This window comes from Bacillus sp. PPSBB_2, from assembly GCF_045291115.1.
In the GTDB taxonomy this organism is placed as follows: Bacteria; Bacillota; Bacilli; order Bacillales; family Bacillaceae_G; genus Bacillus_A; species Bacillus_A cereus.
Window position 1 is genome coordinate 3,671,399 of the sequence record NZ_CP147983.1, and the last position, 18,430, is coordinate 3,689,828.

An 18,430-nucleotide genomic window follows, 5' to 3' on the forward strand; every position below is an offset into this window, starting at 1 on the left:
TAGATTCAATGTTATCCTTATATTTGTAACTTGTAAGTTACATGCAGTTTCCCTAAACAAGTATCCTGGAGGCCCTAGACTCATTCTAGGGCCTTTTCCCGTTTATCTAGCATGATATACTGGTACGCTTGCTTCCCTTTCTTTTTAGTTATCTTCTGTATTTCTTCTCGTCTTCTTTTGTTTTCTTGTTATGACAAGCATGACAAAGTGTTTGTAAATTATTTGAATCTAACCGCCTTAGCCAATCCACAAGCAACGGAATGACATGATCTACTACATCTCCTATCTTAATAATGCCCTTCCTTCTACACTGAACACATAATCCATAATCTCTACGATAAACAAACTCACGCATAACTCTCCATGGTTTGGAATTATAGAATGAACGTGAGCTTTTGTTTCGAATATGTTTGTCATAATATCTTACGGTTTCTTTTTCCTTTGCGATATGTTTAGCACAATACTTATCCCGTGTTAGTTCATTGCAACCTAATGACTTGCACGGCTTGAATGGTTTACTTGGCACCTGCCATCCTCTTCCTCAATCATTGCATCTCATCCTCAACAGCAAGATTCTTTTTATTAATCCGTTCATGCACTTGATTATAGCCAATTGACACTTACGAATTTTATCATTCACATATGCAGCAACATGCTCATGGCCACAATGAGGACACGTGAAGTAACACTTCTCAATACGATTACAAATCTGCGCTACGTGTGGTTGCATCTCATAAGTTTCATTACAGCTAAAACAATAAACTTGTATCTCCCCTCACTCCTTGTCCTTCAGAAATTCATCCACCGTTTTACTTAACACACTAATCATCGCTTCTCTGCATTGCTTTGGTGTCATATCATCACTTATTTCATTATGCAAAAATACGGCTTTTTCTAATTTCTGTGGATGAATATGTTCCTTGACTAATTCCAACCCCAGAATGTTATTAATTAACTTACCAATAATAACGGTTTGTTCTTGTTTATTTAGTATCATTTGTTCTCACTCCTCTTCAAAAATAAAGTATCCATATGGATACTTTCACTCTAAATCCTTATTTATTTTTTCAATTCTAAATACTGAAGGTATATGAGGTTGCATTCTTATATTAAACTCTTCAATCGCTACTATATACCGCGGATTTAAAGCAACTTGCATTTCGTTTCCTGTTTCCACATCTATATGAGGTAACGCAACAAAAGTATTAAGAAATTCTCCCTCACCATTTACAAGTGTCTTTCCAATGAGGGAACCAAGCTGAATCGATACAATATATTCTTTCCCATTTGATAAAATAATTTTAGCCAAACTGTCCATCCGTATCCCACTCCTCACTTTGTCAAAATAACCAATTTATCATATATTTTCTATATACTTTATATGCCCATTCTTCATATCTATGCCTCTTTCTATAAAAGTACATATGGACGTAAAAAGAAAGCAGCCAAGGGAATGGCTGCTCTTGCATCATTTATATAGAAAGGAAGGTCTTTGGAAAAGTACTATCAATAAGTGTTGTCCGATGCTTCATTATATGCTTATTCTTAGAAAAAAGTTCTAGACAACACATTGATTTTTGGTTTTAAAAACCATTTTTCTGCATATACTAAAAATGGTTGGAAAATTGACGCTGTCTACTGTTTATTTCAGACCCTTAACTTAGTAAGCAGTTACAATCCATCTGTTTTCCTCCAACATTTCTTTCAGAAGGGTGAAGAATGCGAATGGATATCCCTTATCCCAAAATTAACCTACCACACATCTATATCTTTGCATTCTTCATTCCTTCATACATTTCTTACCGCCTTCATCCATCACCCCATTATAAACCCTATAAAAAAGAGCACCTCAATAATAAAAGTGCTCTCTTCTAGTACAACTTGTACTGCATGTACTTATTATTAAAAAATTACCCTAAAAACTTAATCTAACTTTATGTATTATTTAGCCCCTCTTTCAACCGCTAAGCATATATGTTTAACTTTCCCGGTTATACATTCATGTCTAAAACTTAGCGGCTGAAAGAAGAGCAAAAGCTCTTCCGAATTACAATAGATGCCCGTAAATCTGCTTATACATATATTGTAAAAGTGGTTTCCGCCATCATTTACCTAATTTAAAATACCATACAATCCTATATTCAACTATCTATTTTTTGTCCTTTATTAAAGAACACTTTTCTCTCCTCACTACAAGCCCTGCATATTAAAATACATATACCCTAATTAAATTTCTGTGAGGACGTAAAAACTCACTTGTCCTCCTACTCACTTCCAAAGCTACATGACCTGTCTTATACAGACCATGTAGCTCTCTTTTTTATAGCAACCTATAGGCTTATCTTGCACATTAGCATTCTGCGAGAACATACAAAAAAATTATAATTTTTTAATAACTTTATGCCTATTTTTTCTTTTCCTCATTACATATAAAAATAATGATTATATTCTTATCACCATAATCTAAATTTCATCATATAATACTATTAATATAATTCACTTGTAAAGGATGAATAACTATGAAGCTCAAAAAATTCCTCTTAACTCTCTTATGTTGCTCATTATTCCTAATCATACCCCCGATTAGTGTGAGCGCTCAAGAAGGACAACCTATCATTTCTGATAAAAATACAACGAATCCCTCTACCTCTCCTTTCTTTCCATCCACCCTTCGGAATTTCCCCCCCCCCCCACACACCATCACCGGCGAATCTTCCTCAACAACTTATCATCGTCCAAACCTCCGGCAACTATAATCAGCAAGAAGCCGCCAATATGATACAGCGTATTAACAACATTGATAGCAAAACTCTATATGCTCTTTACCATAAAAATATTCGTATTAAACTCATTAACTTTCCAATCACTTATTTACCCGAATATTCTTATTTAAGAGGACAAATCCCTAGAGGCTGGGAAGGTACAGGCTATACCTGGGACTCTGTTCCAGGTATTGGCGGGAATCCCGTTGTTGCTTGTATAGGGTATAGTAATTACGGTAATATGCATACTTCAATCAATCTTGAATTACACGAAACAGCTCACGCTATTGATCGTTATGTATTCCAAAACATTAGCTATTCACAAGAATTCTTAAGGATCCATAGTCGTGAATATAATTCCTTTTCCAACAGTTCTTATTACTACTATCCAGAGGAATATTTTGCTGAAGCCTATGCCTACTATTATTTGAATAGTTCTACTCATGAAACTTTAAAAACACGCGCTCCTTATACCTACGAGTTCATACAAAAACTACCTCTTCGTTTATAATTGTATCCATGCACATATTAGCAATACAACTCTTTTCCAAGTCATTCCTACCACATCAAAGATTCCCTGTTTACTCTAAACAAAGAAATCAGATGACTGAGTAACATTCTTTTTTGTAAACATAATTACTACACGAATTAGTATTTTTCTATATACAAAATAAAGAGCATCTTTCAAGATGCTCTTTCCATTCAACGGCTACATTCAATCTCGCACCATCGAAAACTGGTTTCGGATTTTAGATACCGTCATTATGAACCGTTTAGAATTTTAATAACAACATCGTGAGTTGTGTTTTCCGACACTTCCCACCATACAAATATAACACATTACTTCCAAAATAACCGACACATTTTCTGCCAAAAAGCGGCCACAACTCTGCCAGTCTGTTTCATAGTTCAAATTTTTCCACCGCATCTGTTACTTCTACTGGTACACCAAATATACTTTTTTTCATTTCTGTCATCTTCTTTTTAATAATCCATTCTGGATAATTCAATTCTTCTAATATAGTTCTAAAATAAGTTGGGTTCAACTTTAACATATCAGGATTTCTTCCCATATTCCTTTTATATTTAATGATTACTTCTAATAGTTCTTCATTTAACATGAATCACAATTACCTCCCCTTACAGTTTATATTTATGTATATACACCATCCGATTTCTCGATACCTGCAGTTACCCATATTTTATATTGTGTGTAAGTGACCCTTTCGCTGAATCCCTTGGTATCATTGACTTTATAATACTTCCCCTTTTGAGTTACACAGTACGAAATTTATGAGTAACTGTATAGATTTAAAAAGAAAAAAGCAATGATTAGATTTTAAACCTAGTCATTGCTTTATCCATTGCATCTTGGTTTACACCTATATAACGTAACGTGACCTTCTCTGACGAATGATTGAATATCTCCATAAGTAATGCTATGTTTTTCGTTTGCATGTACATGTGATACCCGTACGTCTTTCTCAACGTATGTGTTCCTATTTCATCTAATCCGAACTCTGCTGCCGCTCCACTTAGTATCTTATATGCTATACTACGACCGATTGGACGATTTTTTCCCTGCCTACTTTTTAATAGGTACTCATCATCTTCTCTATTTTCATTAAACCATCGAAGCTCTCTCTTTAGTGCTGCAGTAATTTGTATTCGTTTCTGTTTCCCAGTTTTCTTTTCTCTCATAGATATATGACTACCTTTGACATCTCCTACCTTCAATTTCAAAATGTCCGATATTCTCAAACCTGTATTGATTCCCATAATGAAGAGAATGTAATTACGTAAGCTCTTTTCTTTAAAATACTCTTTTAGCTGCTGTATTTGCTCTGGATCACGTATTGGTTGAACGAAATTCATGATTCATTACCTCCAGTCTCTTCTGCCTCGTAAACTTCTAATCTAAGAGCAAAAGCTAAATTATAAAATGCTCTGGACTTCCAACGACGATATGTACGTTCAGCCATTCCAATCTCGTTATAAATCATATAGTCGCATACATCCTCTTCTTCTAAATAACGCTTATTAATAATATCCCTCTGATTTCTTCCCGCACTACCATTACCTAAGCGACTTAAAAACTGATCAATGCGGAATGAAATTGACTCCAGCCACTCTTCACGTTCACTTTGTTGTAGATTTGCTATCGCTACATCTTCTAAAGGTTTTCCAACTACATGCGTAGGCCCATGTTCTCTCATTTCATAAGAAGGAGTGACTTTCATTTCCTTACGAATCATTCCGAACTGTCTATATATACGTACACTTTCAAGAACACCTTCTAACTTCTCTTGTGTTGCTGCTCTATCAATTTTTGGTAAAAAAGATAATTGTTTCGTCATGCAAGACCACCCCTTTTTATTTTTTATTACTTTTGTCTTAAAGCTCTAAGTCTACGTTCATAACGCAAGCCACGAATCCCTATTCATTCTTCAATTTCACGAATACTTAATTTTTATTTTTCACTTGTTTTCCCCACTCATGTAATTAATCCTTTAGTACCTTCCTTCCCCATCTCCCTTCCAAAATAAAAGAGGCCACCATTTCTTAAGACAGCTACAATTGCTGTTTTAAAAATTGGTGTCCTCTAGTTTTCTAGCCAGACTCTATTCAAATTCTATCTATTTCAAATAACCAGTTCGTACAAAAATATTCCTCCAAGCCTTATCAAACTGATATTTTTCCACTACCTTCGCACGACGCGCAATTGCTTTTCTAATTTTTCTTTTCTTCAAAGCTTTCATTCTTCTACCCTCACTTTACAATAGTATTTTCATTTTATGGTTTTAAAAACCATTTTTCTCCCTAATTAAGAATAAATCATTTAACTTCGAATATATTGTAAACATCTCCCCTTCAGGAGACATCCCATATTTGAGTCACCTTCGAAGTTGAGCACTTAGTTTTACTAACTTGCTCAACTTTGGTTATTTTAACCAAATTATTCGATTGTCATACATAAAAATACAATCAACCACTGCAAGGGGGAATTAATAATGAATGGTATTAAGCAAAGAAACTTCTTTACTAACAATACTGATTTTTACATTTTACTTGGTAATTATACAGATATTGTGAGCTACCATGAAACATGGGACGATGCCACAATAGCTTTAAGGTCTATCCATATCTCTGATAGTAGCTGGACTTCCATTTGGATTTTGAAGCCAGGCGAAATCCTTTCAGGCACTTGCATAACTGCTCCCTACGAGGAACATAAGAAGATTTCATATGGCTCATAAAACTCCCTCTAATTCGATTGAAAACATCATAGGTGTTAAAGAAGCTGCTAAAGAAATTTTTTAAAAAATAGATTCTCGATACAACTAGGCTTACGGCACTAAAATGAAAACCCTTGTCTTTCTACAAAAGGTTTATTTCGTTCAAGTTTTAAATTATGAGATCACTGTGGAGTGCACCTCCTATCTCTACTAGGTCCGATACAGTCACACCTAACAATTCATTCAGTGGCTCGCCAACACCTTCTTAAACAGGTTGGTTTTTGGTTTTTATTTTTGATTGCTTAATTTCTATCCGTCTATCTTTTTTAATTATCACCTCTCTTCATTTGGTTTAAAAAACCATTTCTTACGATTTCTTCGTATAAAAAAACGGATTCATACGCATACTGTAAATACCTCCTTAAATCGAGCTTTTGTCATTTCAGTCATCCTTTTGTTTAAGCAGTTAGCTTTTGCTATCTGCTCTTTTTTTGGTTTAAAGAACCATTTCTTTTTGGCATACATATACTGTCGCGACCCCTTACTTCCCTAACTATTTATTCATGTTCATGACTCACACACATAAACTTAGATAAATAGTTTAAGGTTCCATCAGTGTGCACCATGGAACAAACCGTCATTTTTTACGATTTACTATCAATTACTTTTCTATAACGACTATAAAATATTCCGTTCCTCATAATGGTTATATAAAATGTTTGTAAGATTATTGCCCTGCTATTCCTTTTAAACACAATATCAACGCACTTTTATTCCACTGTAATTTAATCAAATTTGCTTTCATGATTTCTCTTTCTACTTAAACATGAACAATTTGATTCGCCATATTTTTTAAATATAGTCATCCCTTGAAAAAGGAGCTATCAATAATGAACAACTTTAAACAGCAAAGGATTTTCACTAACAATACAGATTTCCACATTTTATTTGGAAGTTATTATGATATACTCAGCTACCATAAAACATTGGATGCTGCTACAGTAGCTTTAAACTCTATTCTTGAATCTGATTATAAATGGCCCTCCATTTGGATTGTGGCACCTGGTGAAACCCGTTTATGGCCTTATATAAAAGCAACTCCCGAGGAAAATAGTCGTACTTCATATGATTCTTTCACTTCGCTAAACAACATCATAGGTGTGGCGGAAGCTGCTAAATTTTTAGGACGTTCCTCTCAAACAGTAAAAAATATGTGCGCTGCCGGCAAATTGCCTGCTAAAAAAATTGAAGGAAAGTGGATTCTCGATAAAACTATACTTAAGTTCTTAAAATAAAAACGCTTACCTTTCTGTATAATGTGAGCTCGTCACCTCCATTATGATTAGGTAAAAAGAACGCTTTCTCCCGAACGCTCTTTTTCTGTTCAAATAAAAATTTTGTTAAAATTCCTACTCGCCTTTATTCTTTGATGACAGGCTCCATAATTCCAAATAAAGCATACTATATTAAAAATTTACTCGTAAAAATCTGATTACAACCTTTTAGATTTCTACATCTCATAAGACATTCATCTACCGTACTAAGGGTGCATATAAAATGCGCTCTTTTATTTGTTGTTAAATAAGAATTTTGTTTAGTTATCATTTGATTAATCATATTTAGATTTTATTAACATACCTTAATATTAATCAGGAATTACACTACCCCCAGTAGATTTGTAGTTCCTGTAATTGAGCCTGTTTGTATAAGCAACAGGTTCTTTTTAATCCCCCTTTACGAATATCCTTCTCCACATTACACATACTATCTACACGTCAACTTCCCATGACTACACTCTTTCAAAACGGAGCTTGTTCCTCCGAATTGTTTAGGCACTCGGCAGGTAACTTAGTCAATTACCTGCCATTTTCTATTCAAATAACGCTTTTGTTTAGTTTTCTTATGAGTTTCCCCAATCTAAATCCGAACAATATACTGTAATTCTTTCGCCCTCGATATCTGGATCATCTCCAGATTTCCACTCTTCATCCCCAACAATAATATCCGTTTCTTGTGGAGTAAGAACCGGTATACGATGACCTTTATTTTCTAAGATATATTTTTCAGCTTGTTCAACAAATTCTTTTTCGCCTTTGAAATTTCTAATATCACTCAGAACAATCAATCCATCATAATCTTCAGGAAACCCTTTAATAACTGTTTCCATCTCACATTCTCCTTTTAATAAAATTCAAATTTTATTTCATTTCGGTTGACTATCATTTGAAAAATCGGAAATATTTACTCGATATTTTTTCTGAATACTCATGCTATTATGTAGTTGCTGATGTTCACCATCCCGTGCACTCAGTAGTTGCATCCATTGATTCTACTCTCACCCTTTTGAGAGTAGGGTTTTTAATTACAGGATTACTTTCGAATAACATAATTTTATTTGAGCTTATTTGTAATCGTTGTTTGTGTATGAGACACTTTTCCCTTTACCCAATATAAGACTTGCTGCCCGTAGCCGCTCTTTGGTGGTTCTTCAAAGTTGATCTTCCCATCCACCACAATGTAGATGCCGTTTGTTTTCATGTCTATTTCTCTTTTCATCTATGTTCGTTCTCCTTTGCATAGGCTTGTCCATTTTAGGAAATGCATGTGCTTTCTGGATGAAAATGTCCTTAGTCCAGCTCCATAATTTCTTTCAACGTTCGATTGGACACATATACTTTTATAATTTGAATTCTCCCGTATTTTTCTTCGGCCATTTCTTTTGCTTGTGTCTCTGTACTTACTTCAAACCAACGTAACTTCTGTTTTTCATCTCTGTCAAAAAATTCTACTGCATAAGTTGGTGTTACTGAATGATTAGAGAGGAATTTCTCAGCCGTACTATGTGCTGTATAATCCATGTTTCCTACGATATCTTCAAAGGTTAATTGTTCCATGCTCTCAACTCCATTCCCTCAAAATGATTCATTTCTCTCTTTTACCGTCTATAGCTTTCTCCCTCGACTTCAATCAAATAATCGTTTGCCATCCCTAGCAATCTATCAGCAGCTGCAAACCCAATTTTTTCAGGTAAGGTATATTCATCTTCATTTGAACTAAAAATGATGGGCGCTTTACGCTTATATCGCTCATTAATGATTTCGTAATACATTTCTTCACGAGATTCTGTATGTTTACTCTTACCCAAATCATCCCAAACCAACACATCCGCATAATCTACGACTGTATGAAGCTTTTCAAAGTACTCTTTTTTATCATCACGCTTTGCTGACATAATCTCTGTCATAAAAGTGACATCACTTATACAAACTACTCTGCAACCTCTCGGTTGTGCATTTATAATGTCTTTATTTACAGTTTGAACATTTTGTATGATCCATCTAGCAGCTGCTATTTGTAGATGTGTTTTACCTAATCCGTAATTGTTGTGAAGTTTCATTTTTTCAACTCGTTCATCGATGGATAAAGCTTTTAATCTTGCCTCGCCATATGTAGCGATATATCCAAAACTATTGCTCTTCGTATCCCTGATTTCATTAAACTTTTTTAAGTATTCCATCATCCTGTTAAACATTTTCTTTTGCATATCGGTATGACGAATATAATTTTTAAAACGTGCTTCTTCAAATTCTTCTGGTATCATCGCATTTTTCAACCTTGCTATTTCAGATTGTTTCTTTTGGCAATCACACATTTTACCTGTCCATCCATTTAAGATCATTCCCGTTCCACTGCATAACGGACAGGTATCATTAAGCGTCTTCTCCGAGCCATTCAATGTTATTTTCATATTCTTGTTGTGATTCCTCTCGTTCTTTTTCTGTAAGCTCTCTCCACTTTCTTGTCGGCTGTGGCAGTTTTTCATAGCCCTCTTTTGCAAATCTGCCATGACTTCCGCTATGCTTGCGAATCTGCTCATTTTTCTTCACCTCGTGTTCTTCTTTGGCTTCAATCACTAGCCTGTCCCATTGCTTTCTCAACTTACTAGGTGACAATATATTTTTTTTCCAGAAGGAATGATTCTGGGACCATCCCAAGAGATACACAATTTGTTGATTTGTTTTCTTGTCTCTTTCGCGAATTAAGCGGAATTCATTGGCCCATTTCTCGAAGTTCGGTTCTTTATGTTCTGGATGGGTTTCTAAAATTAACTGAAATAACAATTTGGCATGCTCCATGTCGCAAGTTTCAAACTTGTGACAAGAAGTCTTTTTATTTGTAGTAATCTCTGTAGTATTCTTTGTATTTGTCCCACATTCTAATGTGAGAGCCTCCTCCGTTTTAATGTGTGAGTCTCTCTCATTAGAATGTGGGAGGGTGTCACTTTCTGATGTGATAGGGTCCTGATATAAAATAGAAATTTTTTCGATGTTCTTCACAATTGGTTCCACATACATAACGTTGTTATGCCTAGTTCCACTAACTATTATTGTACGAAATTCAATTGCAATTAATTCTCTTTTTATTAAATATTTGCATGCTTCTTGTACTTGTCTTTTGGTAAAACCAAATGAATCAGCCAATTGTTGATAACTTTTTTGAAGTTTGTCTGCTTTAAATTTTTGTTTATACTGGATTTCATTTGTTCTTTCATCCTTTATTTCAGTTGGTTTGTACCAATAAAAAATCTCGCTAAGTATTGTAATCGCAACCATATATGGCTTGCCATTTTCTAGAGTAAGGTACTTAAACCACCCCTGGTCTAAAGTGTTACCTTGAAGATTTATTCTTGCGACTTGTATTACATTGCTATTCATCCCGTCACCCTTCTCTATCTAACATTTTTTCAATATATCTTTATTGCCAGGGTATTTGATATTCCTCAACATAAAGGTCGAATATTTTTTATTTTCAATCTTTATTTTTTTGTTTTTTACTGTTAAAATCATTATTAAATCGTATTCTTTCACGAAATGCCCTTTCTCTTGGCCTGTGAAAACGGGTCTTTTTTTGCATCTCGTACGCAACATGTGTTATGATGAAACCACATGTGTTTCTATTAGATCACCAGCCCCAACTGGTGGTTTCTCTTTATCATTCTTTTCCCTAAGAAAAAGGATTTTTGTTTTATTGGCTTATAATCTGGATTCATCTTTAAAAATGCCCGTGTCTTTCTTGTTTGAACAGTAGATTTTTTCATCTCTAATTTCCTAGCTATTTCTTCTGTGGTATACCCTTCACCGACGTGCAGAATAATTGACTTTTCTTGTTCTTCCAGTACACTCGTCACTTCTTCAAATTCAATGGATAATATCGCTTCTTTTTCCACATCAATAGGAGATACTGCATAAAATTCTTTTACTGTCTCCTCATCTTGATGTAAATCAATCGAATGAATATTCATTTTATTCCTTTCCTCATGACTAAGTCGTCTACTCACCTTAAAAGGTGTTCCTTTCAAGTGAAGCTCATCACTCATTGCCCATTTCATACCTTTCATCACGTATGCATTGAATGTATCTACTCTCTCTGGATTATAATTCACACAATGCTCCCATAAATACAGATGGCCAACTTGTATTAAATCCTCCAAATCCATATTGTTTATTTCTGCAATCTGTCCAGCTCTTGCGATACTTCCAAATTGTTGCTTAATTGCCGCAATTACTAAATGTTTCTTCTCTTCAAATAATTCTTCTGCTGTCATTTTCTTTTACCATCCCTTCTTGTTTTTAAATATAATAGTTTGCTATACTATAAGAGCATTCCGGTTACTTAACTCACTCCTGTTAGGTATACTGTTCTAGACTGATATTGCCGATGAGAAGACCTAATTTTAGGTCTTTTCGTCATTCTGAAGCATTTTCATGAAGATAATTCATAATATATCTGATATACTATTTATGATGAATGTCAGTGCACGAAACAAGTAGTATGACCTATGTACAGAAGAAGTCCTATTTTATAGGGCTTTTTTACTTTTAACAGCACTCCTCAGAAAGCGTATTATGATGCGCCCTCTTCACAACTGAAGCATTAATTCCTCTACTTTTCAAATGTTCCACAATCCCTAGAATGCTTTTACGATCCCGTACAAGTTGGTTATCATATTTTTCTTTCTCACGGTATAGCGCTATACGCTCCCTTCGAGCCAATCTTGCTTCTTTAATCCAAGTACAAAGTAACAATGGATCTTTCTTTTGAATCGCCTCTATTTGCTTCTTTTCACAATGCTGCAAGAATTCATCTAATATTTGTTTTTTCTGTACATCTTTCTTTAAAACTGATAACGTCATAGCACTTTCTCCCCTCAAATTCATTCCACATCTTTTGTAAATTCTTTAATTGGTTTATCGAGTGCATAAACAACAGGTAAAAGCCCACAGATCAGAAACCCAGTGATACATACTGAAAAAACACTTTCTTCCATCATGGTTATTTCCTCCTTCCACCTTTTTTTACATCTCAGAGAACTTAATTTAAGAGTTTACTATATTAATTTTCTCACTCAGCACAATAGGTAACGTATACGCTCCAACAATCTTTGTTGCGAGTGCCAAATGACCACGCTTAATTGCTTTATGGCTTGTTACTCCAAATTCACGGTACAGCTGCTTATAGATATCACGGTAGACTTGGCCTCTAATTCCAGCATGCTGGTATGCATTAGACTGTTTACCACCTAATAGCGCAACGCCATGACGCTTGACTGCATTTAATATTTCATCGCATTCTACAGCGAATAACGGAGCATTCTCTCGTAAGTCTTTGACATCTGATTTGATGTGCTGAAGTTCTTGCTTTTGCCCTTCTAACGCTTCAAAAGTAAGCTTTAAGATACTCATGGGATCTGTTGGAACTTGTTGCTGTTTTTTGATGTATTCCTTCATACGTTTAAATTCTTGTATAAATCGAATTTTTGTTTGCACTGCTTCTTTCGTGTTGTACCCAAAAACAACTAATGTAAATGCTTCTTCTGTTAAATTGTACTTGGGATACATTCGACCACGTTCATTTGTGTAAGTTGACTCCTCAAAATTTAGGAGTGAGAATTCTGCTCCTGCATAATCCATTTGAAGTTTAATATCTGATATAACATTATCGTGTCGTTTACCGAAAATCTGAGCAATTGTCAAACTATCTGTTACTACCTCACCATTACTTTCAAATACCAGTTCGTTTGCTACTGTTAATCCATCCATGTAAAGCCCTCCTAAATTTTAATAATGCTTGTCCAGTCCACCACCCTGTGCACTTGGAATGACTCGTATTGAGTTTGTGTGACGATGAACTAAATGTAATTCGCCATCTACCTTCTTAAAGATTAACCAGCTTTCAGGATTCAATTTGTATGATTTAAGGTGCATTTTTTCACGCTTTGTCAATTTTTTACCGTTTTTCATTAAAATTCCCCTCCAGTTACTTCGCAAATAGGTCGTCTACTGTTGTCTTAAAATGTTGTGCGAGTAATTTTGCTTCTGTAAGAGTAAAATCACGTTTTCCTTTTTCCTTTAGGTAATACGTTTGCTGGCATATGTTTACTAACTTCCCAGCATCCTCTTGCGTCATACGATGTTCTCTTCGAACAATAAATAGGTTTTTATACATCTCTATCATCATCCTTTATAAACTTTTCAATTGGCTCATCCAAAAAACAAACTGCTAAAGAGACTATACAAATCAAGATTGCAACTATCATTAATGAAAACGTGCTTTCCTCTATCATTTTGTTATCACCTTCTTTCAGTTACCTTAAGAATTTTGTTTTTTCTTTTGGTAATAATCTCGCATGTAATCATTTCTTTTATCTTTATTTTTCTGATACCAATTGCGATTGTAATCATTCTTAATTTCACTTTCTTCCATATTCATTTTCTGCGCCACTTTCTTCCAATATCGTTCCTGAGTTGCTTTAACCTTTTCTTTATTAGCTGCTCTCCAGGCTCGCATGTAAGCCTTTTTGCTTCTCGAGCAGATAAGTCTTTTTTATTACACACACTATACACCTCCCTAGATATTTGCTACAAGCAAAGATTTTAATAATGAAAATTTGCTTGTTGCAAAGTATTTTTCTGAAAAAAACAAAAAAACTTGTCTTTAAGCAAAGTTTTATTGTACATTATATATAACAAAGAGAGAAATAAACGTAAAGTTAAAAGGAGGTTTAATAATGTCTGAAACTATGGGTAGTCGTATAAAAGAGGTTCGTAAATCTTTAAAAATGAAACAAAATGAACTTGCAGATGCTGTCGGTGTAAACTACACAATGATTTCGCTATATGAATCAAATAAACGCGAACCTAGTAGGGAGACCGTAGAAAATATCGCTCGTGTTACAAACGTTTCTGCTGATTATATTATGGGGCTTTCAAAGCATAAAACTATTGATAAAGAAACATCAAAAAAAATAATAGATGATGTTGAAGATATTATGAAACGTATCAATCAGCTCCCTGCGGGTAAACGAGAAAAAATTATAAACATGATTAATGATTTATAAAAAAAGAACTTGGCAGATTAATTTCCACCAAGTTCTTTTTTTATAAATCATTAATTTCTCAATCGCTTCTTGATTTCCTTTATATGCAAGTTCAACTAACTCACTTATTTTTTCTTTAACATCTACTCCTACTGTTTTTAGCATCAAAACCCCTCCTTTTTATATTGGTAAAAATTTACGGTTGTTTTTTTGGACATGTACATATAATCAACCAGGCCTAGAAAGCACGAAAGACGTCGCCATTTGGCAACGTCTCCCATTTATCCCCATTAAACTCAAGACCCTCCGGGTTCTGAACTCATATATTGTACATATTCGTTATTTGTTTGCTTACTAACAGCTTGGTCTTTCTCCAATACCCCTGTTTTTAATACTAGTGCGAACGCACCGACAACACTTAACAATAGTATACCAACTTTTCTCATACTCTCTCGACCTCTTCCTGCTTATTTTTTAACAATTGAATTGTACATCGTACCGCTTTAGCATAATGGTAGTTTGCAACCCGCTCAAAGCGTATAAGAGCCTTTTTCAAGCCCTCTAAATCTTCATTTATCCTAGCGATGTAGTAATCAGTAAACGGTGAACTACCACGTTCTTTAACTAAATTATATATCATTTCTAACCCTTTTTCCTTATCTTCATACAATCCTATATAGTAACCTAATTCTGAAGTATCAATGTAATCGAAATTAATTTTGTCTAAATTAAAACCAAATTCGATATATAAGTAATTTAGCGTAGTATTAAAAGCTTTGTACTTTCTGCTTTCGCGAGATACTCCATGTTTATCTAGGTAAGCGATACTATCCGAAATCCACTTCTCAGCAAGGAATTTGTCATCAAACATATAACTTTCGCCAATGCAACACATACTAGTCGTATAAATTAGTGGAACATTATTAGCCTCTTTTAGTAACTTTTCACATTTTTGACGACATAATTCTAAATTATCATCAAACAAATTAACATATGCCATCCTTTCATCGAAAAACATTGTTAACCAATTGTTTATAAATTTATCATGAACCTCAATTAAATTTTTTTCCACCTTATCCATATACGGATTCATCGCTCTTATATTGAAGGTGTCATGCATAGACAAAGCGTATAATATATTGATTACTACTTGGAGTTCTGCATCACTTGAGAATAACTGTTCATCCATCTCTTCAATTAATGGTTGTCCTTTTTTTATGTTTTGATTACGTTTGTTGAATAACTCATACACTCGAATATATTTATTTAATAAACGATCTCCTTGATGGATTTTCACCAAATCTGCTATTACATCATACTCACCAGTACCTTGACAATAAACCAAAGATTTACGAATATTAAGATCATTTCGAGAAAGTTTAATAAAATTCCGTATCACTTCTTGCCGTTCTTCTAAATTTTCATAGACAACATCCATAATTTTCATAAATGTGTCTAATTTCATTTCAGCTGTTTTACCAGTTACAATTCCGTCAGTAATAACAGAACGATCCACACCTACTTTCTTTGCTAATGGACGAATCTTAAATCCTTTATCATCCATATCTTGCTTTATCCTCTTCATTAGTTCTTTCATCAAATTGTGCTTAAATTCTTTTTGTAGATGTTTTTTAGAATTTTTTATCGTCCTTTCTTTTAACTCCTTCACAAACTTACTTCCCCCTTCTCCGAACATAAATTTTCCATCCTAACAATTTTTTCAATAAGGAACATTGCGTAAATGTGATATACTAAGATGGACTCATACGAGGCAAGTGTTTCCTAAGGCTGGGTTAGGGAACGGTGTAATTGTGGTAGGACACTCTTACACGCGCTTCTATGGGTCTTTATTTATGTTCAATAATATTATTTTGTTAATTTCATAAACTTTCAAAACTGCAAATTCTCTTCCATAATTGGATATACGCACCCAATATAACACAATCCCCTTTAAAATAATTGTCTTTTTTGATTTTTTCAACAATTGTTTCTCTAAAATGACAATTATTTCCCATTCCCCCATTGTTTTGTTATTATATTTTAATTTTAAAGGTGAAAAACCAGCCATTATGAAAAATTCACAACCAGCCAATCATTAATTTCTATCCATTCCCCAAAAATCCCCTTTTATTTTTTATCAATATTAACAGATAGCACTATATGGTAATATGAAAGTATCCTTTCTGTTTTTATCAATATGATGGTTTAATAATAATTGAGTTCCCTTACTCTTCTGTTATTAAAAGTAAGATGGTTTAATTTCGTAGACATCCTTATTTGGATGTCTTTTTTTGTTTTGTAGAAACTGCAATAATGTAATTTTGCATAATCACCAAAAAATAAACCATGTGCATAATAAAAGAGGTACACCTCTATTTATTTAAAGAAATATTAAGCTGAAAGAAAAGGCACTTTCATATTGATTGTGCCTTTTCTTTTTTTATACACGCTGATATACTATCCATACAAGGACCTTTAGCTCAGTTGGTCAGAGCAGACGGCTCATAACCGTCCGGTCATAGGTTCAAATCCTATAAGGTCCATTTGGTTTTTAAACGTCATATGTTATTTTCGAATTTCCATCACAAAACGTCTTAGTTGCTTCAAACTTCTAAGACTAGAATCCGTTGCAGATTGTAGCGGATTCTTTTTATTGGACTGTCTCCTTTTATTAATAAATGGCATAACATAAAATTAGCCGTTTACCAATTGTTATTTCTTCAAACTTAAATCGATTATTAAGATGTTCTCATTAGAGCATCTTTTTTTGATACTTAATAATATGGAAGTTTTCTCAAGTTCCGAAAAACCTAAATATGGTATTATTTAATGGTATTCCTAACTCTTCTATGCCATATATTTTTGAAATAGGCGCTCAATTTAATTGAAGCGTCTTTTCTTTTTATAAAACACAATGTTATACTATTTTCTAAACAATTAATTTATTTATAATTCTATACGCATACAAGGGGGAATTCCTTTGGTAATCTATAAAGATGAACAACGTGGAACATACTACTTCGTCACTAGAATCCGACAATTCGATGGAACACTAAAACAAGTAAAACGTCGTGGGTTCAAAACAAAGAAAGAGGCACGGGAAGCTGAAGCAAAAATGTTAGTGGAAAAGGAGACAACTTCAAGTTTAACTTTTTCTCAAGCTGCTGATAGCTATTTTAATTGGTATTCGCAAAGAAGAAAGCAATCATCAATAGAAACAATAAAAAATGTAATCTACAATCATTTAGTAATAGAGTTTGGAAATTTAAAGGTGGATCAGATTATTCCTAAACATGTCATGAATTATCAAAATAAGATTATTAATAAGTATTCAGCTAAGCATCTAAAAAAGATTCATGCAGTCCTTTCTGCTATATTTAATTTCTCAATCAAATTTCATGGTTTAACAAATAACCCCGCAAAAATTACAGGGAATTTTGAAAAAGAAGCGAATAAACGAATGAATTTTTGGGAATTTGAAGAGTTTAAACAATTTATTTTAGCTGTGGACGATCCATTATATAAAACATTTTTTTCAGTACTTTATTATAGTGGAGCTAGAAAAGGAGAGCTTATGGCATTAACATGGTCAGATATTAATTTTGATGAGAAAACAATTAACATTAACAAAACTGAATATAATCGGCAAGTTACGGAACCTAAAACAAAAGCATCTAATCGAATAATAATGTTACCTAGCTTTATAATGGATATGTTACACGACATAAAAAAAACTGCTGCCCTAAACGCACCAGTTAAAAGTGCTTATGTAGTTTTTGGTGAGTTTTACAATAGTATATCTTCAAGTACCTTACGACAAAAATTTATAAAATACATAAAAATCGCCCAAGTAAAAAAGATCGTGCTACACGAATTCCGACATTCTCATGCATCATATCTAATAAATAAAGGTGTTAGTCCACTTATAGTAGCACAACGTTTAGGTCATTCAGATGTTGCAACAACTTTAAATACTTATAGTCATTTATATCCATCAAAACAAGCGGAAGTAGTTGCTTTTATGGAGAACGATTTGGTATAATCGTTACCAAGAT

At 33.8% G+C, this 18,430-nt stretch carries 27 protein-coding genes, 1 tRNA gene and 2 pseudogenes; 6 read left to right on the forward strand and 24 right to left on the reverse strand.

The genetic code is table 11. The features are described 5' to 3' along the window. Nucleotides 1–148: 148 nt before the first annotated feature. From V6946_RS18185 to V6946_RS18200, 4 genes and pseudogenes are all read right to left on the reverse strand, one after another. Nucleotides 149–526, reverse strand: a complete 378-nt coding sequence (locus tag V6946_RS18185) for an HNH endonuclease (RefSeq protein ID WP_001139453.1) — start codon at nucleotides 524–526, stop codon at nucleotides 149–151. Between the two features lie 19 nt (nucleotides 527–545). Beyond that, nucleotides 546–769 (reverse strand): annotated as a pseudogene (locus V6946_RS18190) (hypothetical protein). A 6-nt stretch (nucleotides 770–775) separates the two neighbouring features. After that, a complete protein-coding gene (locus tag V6946_RS18195) occupies nucleotides 776–997 on the reverse strand; it encodes a hypothetical protein (RefSeq protein WP_000602688.1) in 222 nt (73 codons plus the stop codon). A gap of 45 nt (nucleotides 998–1,042) precedes the next feature. Beyond that, nucleotides 1,043–1,318 (reverse strand): hypothetical protein, encoded by a 276-nt coding sequence (locus tag V6946_RS18200; RefSeq protein WP_406622085.1) that lies wholly within the window; start codon nucleotides 1,316–1,318, stop codon nucleotides 1,043–1,045. Between the two features lie 1,457 nt (nucleotides 1,319–2,775). On the opposite strand from V6946_RS18200, the gene V6946_RS18205 reads away from it, so the two are divergent. Beyond that, nucleotides 2,776–3,273, forward strand: coding sequence for an anthrax toxin lethal factor-related metalloendopeptidase (locus tag V6946_RS18205; RefSeq protein ID WP_366981783.1), 498 nt, complete (start codon nucleotides 2,776–2,778; stop codon nucleotides 3,271–3,273). A gap of 391 nt (nucleotides 3,274–3,664) precedes the next feature. Here V6946_RS18205 and V6946_RS18210 read toward each other — a convergent pair whose 3' ends face one another. The 4 genes from V6946_RS18210 to V6946_RS18225 form a co-directional block, all read right to left on the reverse strand. Further along, nucleotides 3,665–3,883 carry a hypothetical protein gene (locus V6946_RS18210; RefSeq protein ID WP_006929355.1) on the reverse strand — a complete coding sequence of 73 codons (219 nt, stop codon included), beginning with the start codon at nucleotides 3,881–3,883 and terminating at the stop codon, nucleotides 3,665–3,667. A 211-nt stretch (nucleotides 3,884–4,094) separates the two neighbouring features. Next, nucleotides 4,095–4,637, reverse strand: coding sequence for a site-specific integrase (locus V6946_RS18215; protein ID WP_006929356.1), 543 nt, complete (start codon nucleotides 4,635–4,637; stop codon nucleotides 4,095–4,097). Then, a complete protein-coding gene (locus V6946_RS18220) occupies nucleotides 4,634–5,119 on the reverse strand; it encodes an ArpU family phage packaging/lysis transcriptional regulator (protein WP_006929358.1) in 486 nt (161 codons plus the stop codon). Before V6946_RS18220 ends, V6946_RS18215 begins: the two co-directional genes overlap by 4 nt. Nucleotides 5,120–5,398: 279 nt before the next feature. Beyond that, a complete protein-coding gene (locus V6946_RS18225) occupies nucleotides 5,399–5,521 on the reverse strand; it encodes a DUF3983 domain-containing protein (protein WP_000645584.1) in 123 nt (40 codons plus the stop codon). Between the two features lie 252 nt (nucleotides 5,522–5,773). Here V6946_RS18225 and V6946_RS18230 point away from each other — a divergent pair, with 252 nt between their 5' ends. Both V6946_RS18230 and V6946_RS18235 read left to right on the forward strand, forming a co-directional pair. Next, nucleotides 5,774–6,019 (forward strand): hypothetical protein, encoded by a 246-nt coding sequence (locus V6946_RS18230; protein WP_050566530.1) that lies wholly within the window; start codon nucleotides 5,774–5,776, stop codon nucleotides 6,017–6,019. Between the two features lie 869 nt (nucleotides 6,020–6,888). Beyond that, on the forward strand, nucleotides 6,889–7,293 hold the full coding sequence (locus V6946_RS18235) for a helix-turn-helix domain-containing protein (protein ID WP_006929360.1): 405 nt from the start codon (nucleotides 6,889–6,891) through the stop codon (nucleotides 7,291–7,293). Nucleotides 7,294–7,898: 605 nt separating this feature from the next. On the opposite strand, the gene V6946_RS18240 is transcribed toward V6946_RS18235, so the two are convergent. The 12 genes and pseudogenes from V6946_RS18240 to V6946_RS18295 form a co-directional block, all read right to left on the reverse strand. Next, on the reverse strand, nucleotides 7,899–8,165 hold the full coding sequence (locus V6946_RS18240; protein WP_006929361.1) for a hypothetical protein: 267 nt from the start codon (nucleotides 8,163–8,165) through the stop codon (nucleotides 7,899–7,901). 224 nt (nucleotides 8,166–8,389) lie between these two features. Then, nucleotides 8,390–8,554 carry a DUF3954 domain-containing protein gene (locus tag V6946_RS18245; protein ID WP_006929364.1) on the reverse strand — a complete coding sequence of 55 codons (165 nt, stop codon included), beginning with the start codon at nucleotides 8,552–8,554 and terminating at the stop codon, nucleotides 8,390–8,392. A gap of 71 nt (nucleotides 8,555–8,625) precedes the next feature. Beyond that, complete coding sequence (locus V6946_RS18250; protein WP_006929366.1) at nucleotides 8,626–8,892, reverse strand: hypothetical protein; 267 nt, start codon at nucleotides 8,890–8,892, stop codon at nucleotides 8,626–8,628. 41 nt (nucleotides 8,893–8,933) lie between these two features. Next, entirely contained in the window at nucleotides 8,934–9,746 is an 813-nt protein-coding gene (locus V6946_RS18255) for a DnaA ATPase domain-containing protein (RefSeq protein WP_033692961.1), read from the reverse strand. Next, nucleotides 9,709–10,713, reverse strand: a complete 1,005-nt coding sequence (locus V6946_RS18260) for a hypothetical protein (protein ID WP_006929370.1) — start codon at nucleotides 10,711–10,713, stop codon at nucleotides 9,709–9,711. The genes V6946_RS18255 and V6946_RS18260 overlap by 38 nt, the downstream gene beginning before the upstream one ends. A gap of 242 nt (nucleotides 10,714–10,955) precedes the next feature. Next, nucleotides 10,956–11,603: a sigma-70 family RNA polymerase sigma factor gene (locus V6946_RS18265; protein ID WP_006929372.1), complete on the reverse strand. Its 648-nt coding sequence runs from the start codon at nucleotides 11,601–11,603 to the stop codon at nucleotides 10,956–10,958. A 274-nt stretch (nucleotides 11,604–11,877) separates the two neighbouring features. Then, nucleotides 11,878–12,192: a hypothetical protein gene (locus tag V6946_RS18270; protein WP_006929374.1), complete on the reverse strand. Its 315-nt coding sequence runs from the start codon at nucleotides 12,190–12,192 to the stop codon at nucleotides 11,878–11,880. Between the two features lie 183 nt (nucleotides 12,193–12,375). Further along, complete coding sequence (locus V6946_RS18275; protein WP_006929381.1) at nucleotides 12,376–13,098, reverse strand: phage regulatory protein; 723 nt, start codon at nucleotides 13,096–13,098, stop codon at nucleotides 12,376–12,378. Nucleotides 13,099–13,116: 18 nt separating this feature from the next. Beyond that, nucleotides 13,117–13,299: a DUF6906 family protein gene (locus tag V6946_RS18280; RefSeq protein ID WP_006929382.1), complete on the reverse strand. Its 183-nt coding sequence runs from the start codon at nucleotides 13,297–13,299 to the stop codon at nucleotides 13,117–13,119. Nucleotides 13,300–13,315: 16 nt separating this feature from the next. Further along, nucleotides 13,316–13,504 carry a helix-turn-helix transcriptional regulator gene (locus V6946_RS18285; protein ID WP_000277643.1) on the reverse strand — a complete coding sequence of 63 codons (189 nt, stop codon included), beginning with the start codon at nucleotides 13,502–13,504 and terminating at the stop codon, nucleotides 13,316–13,318. Next, on the reverse strand, nucleotides 13,497–13,622 hold the full coding sequence (locus tag V6946_RS18290) for a hypothetical protein (protein WP_006929383.1): 126 nt from the start codon (nucleotides 13,620–13,622) through the stop codon (nucleotides 13,497–13,499). Before V6946_RS18290 ends, V6946_RS18285 begins: the two co-directional genes overlap by 8 nt. Before the next feature lie 26 nt (nucleotides 13,623–13,648). Then, nucleotides 13,649–13,893: pseudogene (locus tag V6946_RS18295) on the reverse strand (hypothetical protein). Between the two features lie 173 nt (nucleotides 13,894–14,066). Here V6946_RS18295 and V6946_RS18300 point away from each other — a divergent pair. Further along, nucleotides 14,067–14,396, forward strand: a complete 330-nt coding sequence (locus V6946_RS18300) for a helix-turn-helix transcriptional regulator (protein ID WP_006929389.1) — start codon at nucleotides 14,067–14,069, stop codon at nucleotides 14,394–14,396. On the opposite strand, the gene V6946_RS18305 is transcribed toward V6946_RS18300, so the two are convergent. From V6946_RS18305 to V6946_RS18320, 4 genes are all read right to left on the reverse strand, one after another. After that, a complete protein-coding gene (locus tag V6946_RS18305) occupies nucleotides 14,391–14,540 on the reverse strand; it encodes a hypothetical protein (protein WP_366981787.1) in 150 nt (49 codons plus the stop codon). The genes V6946_RS18300 and V6946_RS18305 overlap by 6 nt on opposite strands. Nucleotides 14,541–14,671: 131 nt before the next feature. Continuing rightward, entirely contained in the window at nucleotides 14,672–14,821 is a 150-nt protein-coding gene (locus V6946_RS18310; RefSeq protein ID WP_006929390.1) for a hypothetical protein, read from the reverse strand. Then, a complete protein-coding gene (locus tag V6946_RS18315; protein WP_006929391.1) occupies nucleotides 14,818–16,071 on the reverse strand; it encodes an AimR family lysis-lysogeny pheromone receptor in 1,254 nt (417 codons plus the stop codon). Before V6946_RS18315 ends, V6946_RS18310 begins: the two co-directional genes overlap by 4 nt. 141 nt (nucleotides 16,072–16,212) lie before the next feature. After that, a complete protein-coding gene (locus V6946_RS18320; protein ID WP_006929392.1) occupies nucleotides 16,213–16,443 on the reverse strand; it encodes a hypothetical protein in 231 nt (76 codons plus the stop codon). Nucleotides 16,444–16,844: 401 nt separating this feature from the next. On the opposite strand from V6946_RS18320, the gene V6946_RS18325 reads away from it, so the two are divergent. Beyond that, nucleotides 16,845–16,918 (forward strand) — tRNA-Ile (locus V6946_RS18325). Nucleotides 16,919–17,355: 437 nt separating this feature from the next. Then, nucleotides 17,356–18,417, forward strand: coding sequence for a site-specific integrase (locus V6946_RS18330; protein WP_006922645.1), 1,062 nt, complete (start codon nucleotides 17,356–17,358; stop codon nucleotides 18,415–18,417). Nucleotides 18,418–18,430 lie beyond the last annotated feature (13 nt).

Bases quoted from the DNA above. Each gene is read 5' to 3' on its own strand.
- V6946_RS18195 (WP_000602688.1), bottom strand. From the start codon at position 997: ATGATACTAAATAAACAAGAACAAACCGTTATTATTGGTAAGTTAATT.
- V6946_RS18200 (WP_406622085.1), bottom strand. From the start codon at position 1,318: ATGGACAGTTTGGCTAAAATTATTTTATCAAATGGGAAAGAATATATT.
- V6946_RS18205 (WP_366981783.1), top strand. From the start codon at position 2,776: ATGATACAGCGTATTAACAACATTGATAGCAAAACTCTATATGCTCTT.
- V6946_RS18210 (WP_006929355.1), bottom strand. From the start codon at position 3,883: ATGTTAAATGAAGAACTATTAGAAGTAATCATTAAATATAAAAGGAAT.
- V6946_RS18215 (WP_006929356.1), bottom strand. From the start codon at position 4,637: ATGAATTTCGTTCAACCAATACGTGATCCAGAGCAAATACAGCAGCTA.
- V6946_RS18220 (WP_006929358.1), bottom strand. From the start codon at position 5,119: ATGACGAAACAATTATCTTTTTTACCAAAAATTGATAGAGCAGCAACA.
- V6946_RS18225 (WP_000645584.1), bottom strand. From the start codon at position 5,521: ATGAAAGCTTTGAAGAAAAGAAAAATTAGAAAAGCAATTGCGCGTCGT.
- V6946_RS18230 (WP_050566530.1), top strand. From the start codon at position 5,774: ATGAATGGTATTAAGCAAAGAAACTTCTTTACTAACAATACTGATTTT.
- V6946_RS18235 (WP_006929360.1), top strand. From the start codon at position 6,889: ATGAACAACTTTAAACAGCAAAGGATTTTCACTAACAATACAGATTTC.
- V6946_RS18240 (WP_006929361.1), bottom strand. From the start codon at position 8,165: ATGGAAACAGTTATTAAAGGGTTTCCTGAAGATTATGATGGATTGATT.
- V6946_RS18245 (WP_006929364.1), bottom strand. From the start codon at position 8,554: ATGAAAAGAGAAATAGACATGAAAACAAACGGCATCTACATTGTGGTG.
- V6946_RS18250 (WP_006929366.1), bottom strand. From the start codon at position 8,892: ATGGAACAATTAACCTTTGAAGATATCGTAGGAAACATGGATTATACA.
- V6946_RS18255 (WP_033692961.1), bottom strand. From the start codon at position 9,746: ATGAAAATAACATTGAATGGCTCGGAGAAGACGCTTAATGATACCTGT.
- V6946_RS18260 (WP_006929370.1), bottom strand. From the start codon at position 10,713: ATGAATAGCAATGTAATACAAGTCGCAAGAATAAATCTTCAAGGTAAC.
- V6946_RS18265 (WP_006929372.1), bottom strand. From the start codon at position 11,603: ATGACAGCAGAAGAATTATTTGAAGAGAAGAAACATTTAGTAATTGCG.
- V6946_RS18270 (WP_006929374.1), bottom strand. From the start codon at position 12,192: ATGACGTTATCAGTTTTAAAGAAAGATGTACAGAAAAAACAAATATTA.
- V6946_RS18275 (WP_006929381.1), bottom strand. From the start codon at position 13,098: ATGGATGGATTAACAGTAGCAAACGAACTGGTATTTGAAAGTAATGGT.
- V6946_RS18280 (WP_006929382.1), bottom strand. From the start codon at position 13,299: ATGAAAAACGGTAAAAAATTGACAAAGCGTGAAAAAATGCACCTTAAA.
- V6946_RS18285 (WP_000277643.1), bottom strand. From the start codon at position 13,504: ATGTATAAAAACCTATTTATTGTTCGAAGAGAACATCGTATGACGCAA.
- V6946_RS18290 (WP_006929383.1), bottom strand. From the start codon at position 13,622: ATGATAGAGGAAAGCACGTTTTCATTAATGATAGTTGCAATCTTGATT.
- V6946_RS18300 (WP_006929389.1), top strand. From the start codon at position 14,067: ATGTCTGAAACTATGGGTAGTCGTATAAAAGAGGTTCGTAAATCTTTA.
- V6946_RS18305 (WP_366981787.1), bottom strand. From the start codon at position 14,540: ATGCTAAAAACAGTAGGAGTAGATGTTAAAGAAAAAATAAGTGAGTTA.
- V6946_RS18310 (WP_006929390.1), bottom strand. From the start codon at position 14,821: ATGAGAAAAGTTGGTATACTATTGTTAAGTGTTGTCGGTGCGTTCGCA.
- V6946_RS18315 (WP_006929391.1), bottom strand. From the start codon at position 16,071: ATGTTCGGAGAAGGGGGAAGTAAGTTTGTGAAGGAGTTAAAAGAAAGG.
- V6946_RS18320 (WP_006929392.1), bottom strand. From the start codon at position 16,443: ATGGCTGGTTTTTCACCTTTAAAATTAAAATATAATAACAAAACAATG.